Origin of the sequence: Rhodoferax sp., from assembly GCF_039922535.1 — a bacterium.
In the GTDB taxonomy this organism is placed as follows: Bacteria; Pseudomonadota; Gammaproteobacteria; order Burkholderiales; family Burkholderiaceae_C; genus Rhodoferax_B.
Window position 1 is genome coordinate 1 of the sequence record NZ_JBDTEM010000244.1, and the last position, 9,279, is coordinate 9,279.

Sequence of the window (9,279 nt, forward strand, 5' to 3'; positions counted from 1 at the left end):
CGCCATCCGCAAGCAGTTCGGCGGGCTGACGGCGGTGAACGACATCAGCTTCGCGATCCAGGCCGGGCAAATCACCGGGCTGATCGGCCCGAATGGTGCGGGCAAATCCACCACCTTCAACCTGATCACCGGCGTGCTGGGCTTGACGTCTGGCGAGGTGCGCTTTCGGGGCCAGGTGGTCAGCGGCCTGCCCTCGCGCCAGATCGCCCAGCGCGGCATTTCCCGCACCTTCCAGCACGTGAAGATGATCCCGGAAATGACGGTGCTGGAGAACGTCGCCCTGGGTGCCCACCTGCGCGGCGACAAGGGTGCGCTGTCGTCCATGCTGCGCCTGGACCGGGTTGAGGAACAACGCCTGCTGCGGGAAGCCGCACACCAGCTGGAACGCGTCGGCATGGGTGCCCAACTGCACGAGCTGGCGGGTAACCTGGCCATGGGCCCGCAGCGGCTGCTGGAGATTGCCCGCGCCCTGTGCAGCGACCCGGCCCTGCTGCTGCCGGACGAGCCAGCCGCCGGCCTGCGCCACAAAGAGAAGCTGGCCCTGGGCGGCGTGCTGCGCCAGCTGCGTGCCGAGGGCATGGCGATTCTGCTGGTCGAGCACGATATGGACCTGGTGATGGACATCTGCGACCACATCGTGGTGATGGAGTTCGGCACCCATCTGATGGAAGGCACACCGGCCCAGGTGCAGGCCAGCCCGGCCGTACGGGCCGCCTACCTGGGTACCGACGACGACACCACCACAGCCCGCACCGCACCCGCAGCCCCACCCGAAAAGGTTTCCGCATGAGCCAGCCCCTGCTTTCCATTAACGGCCTACGCGCCGGCTACTGCAAGGCCGAGGTGCTGCACGGCGTGTCGCTGCAAGCCGCAGCCGGTAGCGTCATTACCGTCATCGGCCCCAACGGTGCGGGCAAATCCACGCTGCTGAATGCGGTCATGGGCATCCTGCCCGCGCAGGGCGAGATTGCATTCCAGGGCCAGCCGATCCACAAGCTGTCGCTGGAAGAACGCGTCATGCTGGGCATGGCCCTGGTGCCCGAAAAGCGCGAGCTGTTTGGCAGCATGCCGGTCGAAGACAACCTGGTGCTGGGCGCGTTCCGCCAGCTGCGCCTGCGCAACAAGGCCTGGCGGGAGCAACTGGACGTGGTCTACGCCCTGTTTCCGCGCCTGAAAGACCGCCGCCTGCAACTGGCGGGCACCCTGTCGGGCGGCGAACGCCAGATGCTGGCCGTAGGGCGGGCCATGATGTCGCGGCCCACGCTGCTGATGCTGGACGAACCCAGCCTGGGCCTGGCACCGCTGGTGGTGCGCGAGATCTTCAAGATCATCCACACCCTGCGCCAAACCGGCGTGACGATTTTGCTGGTCGAGCAAAACGCCCGCGCCGCCCTGGAAGCCGCCGACCACGGCTATGTGCTGGAGATGGGTGACGTCAGCCTGCAAGGCCGCGCCGCCGACCTGGCCCAGGACTCCCGGGTCATCGACACCTACCTGGGCGCCGCCCGCAAAACTTAAACACAAAAAAGGCTTCTTACGCAGGTAGTACCTGCGCAAGCAGCTATGTAAAAAATAGCAATTACACCCCTTTCCCCCAACCGCCAACCACCACCCACAGGAGACAAACCATGAAAAAAACATCCCAGCGCATCGCCCTCACCGCGCTCGCGTCCCTGGCCGCCGCCGCGGCCGGTTCCGCCCACGCCCAAAGCGTCAACCTGTACGGCATCATCGACGTGGGCGTAGAACACGTCAGCAACGTCAACGGTGTGGGCAGCATCAACCGTATGCCCAGCAACACCAGCACCTTGCCGTCGCGGGTGGGCATGCGTGGCTCCGAGGACCTGAGCAACGGGCTGAAAGCCCAGTTCACGCTGGAAATGGGCTTTGCCCCCGACACCGGTGCATCCGGCCAGGGCGGTCGTCTGTTTGGCCGCCAATCCACCGTGGGCCTGGCCGGGCCCTGGGGCGCGGTCAGCCTGGGCCGCCAGTATTCCACCCTGTACTGGGCGATCCAGGACTCGGACGTGATCGGGCCAGCGCTGTACGCCATTGGCTCGCTGGACAGCTACATCCCCAACTCCCGCGCCGACAATTCCATCGCCTACCGTGGCACCTTCAGCGGCCTGACCCTGGGCGCTGAGTACAGCCTGGGCCGCGATACCGTCAACGCCGGCCCCAGCCCGGTGGGCACCAACTGCGCCGGTGAAAGCGCTACCGACAAGCAGGCCTGCCGCCAGTGGTCGGCCACTGCCAAGTACGACACCGCCAACTGGGGTGCCACGCTGACCTACGACACCCTCAACGGCCGCACACCTGGTGCCGCCCCCGACTCGGTGTTTGGCGGCCTGAACAGCAGCAGCACCAGCGACAGCCGCGTGCTGGCAGCGGGTTACGTCAAAGTCATGGGGGCCAAGATCGGTGGCGGCGTGATCCGCCGCAACAACGAAGGCAGTGCCACCAAGCCCAAAAGCGACCTGTGGTACCTGGGTGCATCGTACCCGCTGACCCCTGCGCTGACGCTGGACGGCCAGTGGTCCAGCCTGCGCTACAAAAACTTTGACAACGGCAACTCCACGCTGCTGTCCGCACGGCTCGTGTATGCCTTGTCCAAGCGCACCGCGGTCTACGGCCAAGTCGGACATATCAGCAATGACAAGCTGGCGAACGTGTCGGTCAGCGGTGGCGCTGCGGGCAGTAACCCTGCAGCGGGCGGTTCGCAAAACGGTGTTGGCATCGGCATTCGCCACTTTTTCTAAGCCAACCAGGCTGTAGCGTGGGGCGGAACTGGCAACCAGACGAAGCCGGTTCCGCTGAACCCTGGAAGGGGCGACTCTGCGATCGCCGTTGCCGGAAACAGCTGAAAATTTAAGTGCAATGTGACTCTAGCGCCCACTCCCTCTACACCAGTAGCTACTAAAAATAGAGCATTCTTATGGCCGCGCTGACCGACATCACCTTCATCCTCTGCGACGTGCTGCAAGCCCCTGCCCAATGGCAGGCGCTGCCGCCGTTTGCCGACACCGATGCAGACCTGGCGCTGCAGGTGCTGGACGAAGCAGGCAAGTTTGTCGCCAACGTCGTCGCGCCGCTGCAGCGTGCGGGTGACGAAATCGGTTGCCGCTTCGAGGCGGGCCAAGTGGCTACGCCGCCAGGCTTTAAAGCCGCCTACCAGGCGTTCTGGCAGGCCGGGTGGCCGTCGTTGTCGTGCGCGGTAGAAGACGGTGGCCAAGGCCTGCCAGCGGTGCTGGAGGGCGTGCTGTTTGAAATGCTGGCGGGGGCCAACCACGGTTGGACCATGGCCCCCGGCCTGCTGCACGGTGCCTATGCCTGCCTGAAGCACCACGGCAGCGACGCGCTCAAAGAGGCGTATTTGGAAAAAATCGCCACCGGCGAATGGCTGGCCACCATGTGCCTGACCGAAGCCCACGCCGGCAGCGACCTGGGCCTGGTGCGCACCAAGGGCACGCCCCTGCCCGACGGTAGCTTTGCCGTCAACGGCAGCAAGATTTTCATCTCGGGCGGCGAGCACGACCTGACGGACAACATCGTCCACCTGGTACTGGCCCGCCTGCCCGATGCGCCCGTCGGGCCCAAAGGCCTGTCGCTGTTCTTGGTACCCAAAGTGCTGCCCGACGGCAGCCGCAACGCCGTGGTCTGCGAGCGTATCGAAGAAAAAATGGGCTTGCACGGCAGCCCCACCTGCGTGATGCGCTTTGACGATGCCATCGGCTGGCCCGTGGGTGAACCGAACAAAGGGCTGAACGCCATGTTCGTGATGATGAACGCCGCCCGCCTGCACGTCGGCCTGCAAGGCGTGGGCTTGTTGGAGGCGGCTTGGCAAAAAGCCCATGCCTATGCGCAAGAGCGCCGCCAGATGCGCGCACCCACCTCGGCACACGGCCCTGACTTGATTTCTGAACACCCGGCCATCCGCCGCATCCTCGCCACCCAGCGCGCCTGGATCGACGGTGGCCGGGTGCTGGCCTACCACACCGCCCTGCAGCTCGACGTGGCCGCGCACAGCCCCGATGCCACGCAGCGCGCGGCGGCCCAGCGCTGGTGCGCCCTGGTCACCCCGGTACTGAAAGCGGCGATGACCGACCAGGCCTTCAGCGGGGCCAGCGCCTGCCTGCAGGTGTTTGGCGGCCACGGCTACATCCGCGAATGGGGCATAGAGCAGATCGTGCGCGATGCCCGCGTGGCCATGATTTACGAGGGCACCAACGAAATCCAGGCCATCGACCTGCTGGTGCGCAAGGTGCGGGCCGATGGCGGTGTGGCCATACGCGCGCTGCTGGCCGATCTGCCCGGAGACGCACGCCGCGATGCGCTGATCGAGCTGACCCAGGCGCTGGTGCTGGCCGCGCCCGGCGATCCCGAGCTGCCCTACTGGGTAGCTGACGACTATCTGCGCGCCGTCGCCCTTGTACTGCTGGACTGGGCCTGGGGTCGCATCCGCGCCAGCAGCACGGACGCGCGCTGGACCGAACCGGCCCAGGCCTTCCAGACCTGGGTGCTGCCCGAGTGCGATATGCGCCTGGCCATCATGCGCCAGCGCCTGCCGCAAAAATTTATAAGAAACAAGCCTCCAGTGCATATGGCACCTGCGCTGACAGCTATTGATTAAATAGCACCTCCCCGTTTCCCGGCTTTCAGCGCGCAAATTCAGTCGAGGTCGCGCTGCGGGCTCCCCTGCGCCTCGACTTTGGAGACACAACGATGAGAAAAAGAATGCAATCCCGTTTACTGGCCGTGTCCGCCGTTTCCGCCCTGCCCGCCCTGCTGCTGCTGGGCTGCGGCGGCTCGGACAGCGCGCTACCGCAACTCGCGGCCGCCACCCCGGCCACGCTGCTGTCTTGCACCGACCTGGCCAGCAAGATCAGCTTTGCCAACACCACCATCACGGCGGCCAACGCGATTGCCGCTGGCACGCTCACCGTCTCCGGCACGCCCGTACCCGCGCACTGCCAGATCACCGGCACGATGAACCAGCGGGTCAGCGCAGTGGATGGCAACAGCTATGCCATCGGCTTCGAAATGCGCCTGCCGAACGCCTGGAACGGCCGCTTTTTCTACCAGGCCAACGGCGGCATCGATGGCAGCGTGGTCACCGCCACCGGTGCCGTCAACGGCGGCGGCGGACTCACCAGCGCACTGAACCAGGGCTTTGCGGTCATCAGCTCCGATGCTGGCCACGCCGCGGCACTGGGCGCCAATTTCGGCATCGACCCACAGGCCCGGCTGGACTACGGCTACCAGGCCGCCGCCACACTCACCCCCATGGCCAAGAGCGCCATCAAGACCGCCTACGGCAAGGGACCAGACCGCTCCTACTTCGGCGGCTGCTCCAACGGCGGGCGCCACACCATGGTGGCCGCCACGCGCGAGCCCGAGGAATACGACGGTTACCTGGTCGGCGACCCGGGCTTCCGCCTGCCGCTGGCGGCGATTGCCAACATCGCCGGCGCACAGGCCTATGCCACGGTGGCGACCAGCAGCTCCGACCTGTCCACCGCCTTCACCACGGCGGAGCGGGCCGTGGTCTCGAACGCGGTTTTGGCGAAATGCGATGCGCTGGATGGCGTCGCCGACGGCCTGGTACAAAACACCGCCGCCTGCCAGGCCGCCTTCAACCTGGAGCGCGACGTACCCACCTGCAGCGGTACGCGCGACGGCAGCTGCCTATCGGCGGCGCAGAAAACCGTGGTTTCCAAACTATTTTCGGGTGCCACTACCAGCAGCGGCGCGCGCATCTATTCCACCTGGCCGTTCGATGCCGGTCTGGCCACCAGCAACTTTGCCTTCTGGAAGTTCACCTCGCCGCTGGTACTGGACTCTGGCGGCGCGGGCTTGATCTGGCCAACCCCCCCAGAAGACGCGGCCACCTTCAATGGGCCCGTATTCGCGCTCACAGGCAATGTGGACACGATGCTGTCCAGGGTGGGCGCGACCAATGCCACCTACACCGAGAGTGCGCTGTCCTTCATGCAGCCGGTCAACGCCACCAATCTGTCCAAGCTGCGGGACCGTGGCGCAAAGATGATGGTCTACCACGGCACCAGCGACCCGATCTTTTCCAGCGACGACACCACCACATGGTATGAATCCGTGCGCAGCGCCAACGGTGGCAGTGCCAGCAATTTCGCGCGCTTCTACCGGGTGCCCGGCATGAACCACTGCTCGGGCGGCCCGGCCACCGACCAGTTCGACATGCTGACACCGCTGGTGAATTGGGTGGAAAAAGGCCAGGCACCCGACAGCGTGGTGGCAACGGCCCGTGGCGCCGGCAATGCCGGTGGTGTGAATACCGACGTGCCCAGCAGCTGGTCGGCCAGCCGCAGCCGCCCACTGTGCGCCTACCCCAAAGTGGCCACCTACAACGGCAGCGGCGACGTGGAGAGCGCCGCCAGCTTCAGTTGTAAATAGGTTGATCGCGAAAAATAGGCATAAAAAGAGCTTCTAGCGCAGCACCTGCCTGCGCTAGAAGCTACTAATTCAGTAGCACACCGGAGTTCCCCGTTCCCCCTGCTTGCAGCGTGTTGAGGCCACGCTGTGGGCTCCCCTGCGCCTCAACCTAGGAGACATTACATGAAAAGAATATTGCACCCCGGACTACTCGCCTTGTCGGCCTTGCCCACGCTCCTGGTGGCGTGCGGCGGATCGGATAGCGCGCTCCCCCAACTGACGGCCGCCAGCGCAGGCACCCTGCTGTCGTGTACCGACCTGGCCAGCAAGATCAGCTTCCCCAACACCACCATCACGGCCGCCAACGCGATTGCCGCGGGCACGCTGACCGTCGCTGGCACGCCCGTACCCGCGCACTGCCAGATCACCGGCAAGATGAACCCGCGCGTCAGCGCAGTGGATGGCAACAACTACGCCATCGGCTTCGAAATGCGCCTGCCGTACGCCTGGAACGGCCGCTTCTTCTACCAGGGCAATGGCGGCACCGACGGCAGCGTGGTCACCGCCACCGGCGGCGTTAACGGCGGCAGCGGGCCTACCAACGCACTGAACATGGGCTTTGCCGTGATCAGCTCCGATGCTGGGCACAGCACACCGGGCGCAAACTTCGGCATCGACCCGCAGGCCCGGCTGGACTACGGCTACCAGGCCGCCGCCACGCTCACCCCGATGGCCAAGAGTGCCATCAAAACCGCCTACGGCAAGGGGCCCGACCGCTCCTACTTCGGCGGCTGCTCCAACGGCGGGCGCCACACCATGGTGGCCGCCACGCGCGAGCCCGAAGAATACGACGGCTACCTGGTCGGCGACCCGGGTTTCCGCCTGCCACTGGCCGCCACCGCCAACATCGCGGGCGCACAGGCCTATGCCACGGTGGCCACCAGCAGCGCCGACCTGTCCACCGGCTTCACCACCACCGAGCGGGCGTTAGTCTCTAACGCCGTGCTGGCCAAATGCGATGCGCTCGACGGTGCCACCGACGGCATGGTGCAAAACACCGCGGCCTGCCAAGCAGCCTTCAACCTGGACCGCGATGTACCCACCTGCAGTGGTGCGCGCGACGGCAGTTGCCTGTCGGCGGCACAAAAAACCGTGGTCGCCAAACTGTTCAGCGGTGCCACCAACAGCAGCGGCTCCAAGTTCTATTCCAACTGGCCGTTTGATGCGGGTCTGGCCACCGCCGGCTGGGCGAGCTGGAAGTTCACCTCTCCGGCGCAGCGCGATGCGGGTGCGGTCGGTCTGATCTGGCAGGTACCGCCAGAGGCCGCCAGCACCTTCAATGGCACGACCTTCTCGCTGACCGGCAGCATCGACGACATGCTGGCCAAGATCGCCGCCACCAACAGCACCTACACCGAAAGCGCGTTGTCCTTCATGTTGCCGGTCAACCCCAGCAACTTGTCCAGGCTGCGGGACCGCGGCGCGAAGATGATGGTCTACCACGGCACCAGCGACCCGATCTTCTCCAGCAACGACACCACCACCTGGTATGAATCACTGCGCGCCGCCAACGGCGGCAACGCCAGCAACTTCGCGCGCTACTACCCGGTGCCCGGCATGAACCACTGCTCTGGCGGCCCCACCGCCGACCAGTTCGACATGCTGACACCGCTGGTCAACTGGGTTGAAAAAGGCCAGGCACCCGACAGCGTGGTGGCCAACGCACGCGGCCCCGGCAATGCCGTCGCCGTCAACGCCGACGTGCCCAGCAGCTGGTCACCCAGCCGCAGCCGTCCGCTGTGCGCCTACCCCAAGGTGGCCACCTACAACGGCAGCGGCGACGTGGAAAGCGCCGCCAGCTTCAGCTGCAAATAGCCCGCCGCGGGACCCTGGAACGGCTTGAAACGGCTGGCAAAATACCGCATGACCGTTTCAAGCCCGCGCACCCCGCCCCTGCCTGCCCCCACCACCATCGACAGCAGCATGCTAGAAGGCCTGGTGGGCTACAACGCCCGCCGGGCCTACCTGGTCATCCTCGACATCTTTTTTAAGCGCATGGCGGTGCACGACCTGCGCACGGTGGACTTTTCCATCCTGTCGCTGATCACCCACAACCCCGGCATCACCTCGCGCCAACTGGCCACCGCCCTCAGCCTGCTGCCGCCCAACGTGGTGGGCATGGTCAGCGCGCTGGAAAAACGCGGCCTGATCGAACGCCACCCCCATCCCGTGGATGGCCGCGCCGTGGGCCTGCACCTGACGCCCGCCGGGGAAGCCCTGGTCACCGGGGCTGAAAGCACCGTGGAACAGCTGGAAATCGAAGCCACCTCCAGCCTGACCACCACCGAGCGCAAAACCTTGATACGCTTGCTGCAAAAAATATACCGCACGTAATTCAGTTATAGCGCAGACACCTCGTGCATACAATGCTATTAAACTAGTAGCAATTTTGATTTTTGCGGTATAGTTGTACCGCTGAACAGGTGCCAGGCAAGCACCTAGAGATCCCCAACACACTATGCACCGAGGAGAACACACCATGAGTTCCAAAGAAAACGTCGCCGTCCATCAACTGCTGGCCCTGCTGGAATCCCGCTACGCCATCCGCGTGCTGTGGGCCCTGCGCGACGGCCACGCCCAAACCTTCCGCCTGCTGCAAGACAGCGTGGGCGGTGTCACCCCCAACACCCTGAACACCCGCCTCAAAGAGCTGCGCGAAGCCGACCTGCTGACCCACGGCTCCGAAGGCTACAGCGTCACCCCCAGCGGTGCCGACCTGCTCAAGCGCCTGAGCGACCTGCAAGCCTTCGCCGGCAAATGGTCTACCGCACAGGCCAAAAAGGTCAAGTAAGCCTTCGGGTTTCCATAAAA

General features: G+C 65.2%; 8 protein-coding genes. All 8 read left to right on the forward strand.

The features are described 5' to 3' along the window. Positions 1 to 790, forward strand: a 790-nt coding sequence (locus tag ABI213_RS11355) for an ABC transporter ATP-binding protein (RefSeq protein WP_348027133.1), incomplete at its 5' end; no start/stop codon positions are given. Next, on the forward strand, positions 787 to 1,518 hold the full coding sequence (locus ABI213_RS11360) for an ABC transporter ATP-binding protein (protein WP_348027135.1): 732 nt from the start codon (positions 787 to 789) through the stop codon (positions 1,516 to 1,518). The genes ABI213_RS11355 and ABI213_RS11360, both read left to right, overlap by 4 nt. 110 nt (positions 1,519 to 1,628) lie before the next feature. After that, complete coding sequence (locus tag ABI213_RS11365) at positions 1,629 to 2,759, forward strand: porin (protein WP_348007916.1); 1,131 nt, start codon at positions 1,629 to 1,631, stop codon at positions 2,757 to 2,759. A gap of 176 nt (positions 2,760 to 2,935) precedes the next feature. Then, entirely contained in the window at positions 2,936 to 4,630 is a 1,695-nt protein-coding gene (locus ABI213_RS11370; protein WP_348027137.1) for an acyl-CoA dehydrogenase family protein, read from the forward strand. A gap of 104 nt (positions 4,631 to 4,734) precedes the next feature. Beyond that, the gene (locus tag ABI213_RS11375) at positions 4,735 to 6,429 is read left to right on the forward strand and encodes a tannase/feruloyl esterase family alpha/beta hydrolase (RefSeq protein WP_348027139.1); all 1,695 of its coding nucleotides are present in this window, start codon (positions 4,735 to 4,737) and stop codon (positions 6,427 to 6,429) included. A 162-nt stretch (positions 6,430 to 6,591) separates the two neighbouring features. After that, a complete protein-coding gene (locus tag ABI213_RS11380) occupies positions 6,592 to 8,283 on the forward strand; it encodes a tannase/feruloyl esterase family alpha/beta hydrolase (RefSeq protein WP_348004904.1) in 1,692 nt (563 codons plus the stop codon). A gap of 48 nt (positions 8,284 to 8,331) precedes the next feature. Beyond that, on the forward strand, positions 8,332 to 8,802 hold the full coding sequence (locus tag ABI213_RS11385; protein ID WP_348004903.1) for a MarR family winged helix-turn-helix transcriptional regulator: 471 nt from the start codon (positions 8,332 to 8,334) through the stop codon (positions 8,800 to 8,802). 145 nt (positions 8,803 to 8,947) lie between these two features. Next, on the forward strand, positions 8,948 to 9,259 hold the full coding sequence (locus ABI213_RS11390) for a winged helix-turn-helix transcriptional regulator (RefSeq protein WP_315190280.1): 312 nt from the start codon (positions 8,948 to 8,950) through the stop codon (positions 9,257 to 9,259). Positions 9,260 to 9,279 lie beyond the last annotated feature (20 nt).

What these genes read in the sequence shown, in the direction of transcription:
- ABI213_RS11390 (WP_315190280.1), top strand. Translation starts at nt 8,948, where the DNA reads ATGAGTTCCAAAGAAAACGTCGCCGTCCATCAACTGCTGGCCCTGCTG.
- ABI213_RS11375 (WP_348027139.1), top strand. Translation starts at nt 4,735, where the DNA reads ATGCAATCCCGTTTACTGGCCGTGTCCGCCGTTTCCGCCCTGCCCGCC.
- ABI213_RS11380 (WP_348004904.1), top strand. Translation starts at nt 6,592, where the DNA reads ATGAAAAGAATATTGCACCCCGGACTACTCGCCTTGTCGGCCTTGCCC.
- ABI213_RS11365 (WP_348007916.1), top strand. Translation starts at nt 1,629, where the DNA reads ATGAAAAAAACATCCCAGCGCATCGCCCTCACCGCGCTCGCGTCCCTG.
- ABI213_RS11360 (WP_348027135.1), top strand. Translation starts at nt 787, where the DNA reads ATGAGCCAGCCCCTGCTTTCCATTAACGGCCTACGCGCCGGCTACTGC.
- ABI213_RS11370 (WP_348027137.1), top strand. Translation starts at nt 2,936, where the DNA reads ATGGCCGCGCTGACCGACATCACCTTCATCCTCTGCGACGTGCTGCAA.
- ABI213_RS11385 (WP_348004903.1), top strand. Translation starts at nt 8,332, where the DNA reads ATGACCGTTTCAAGCCCGCGCACCCCGCCCCTGCCTGCCCCCACCACC.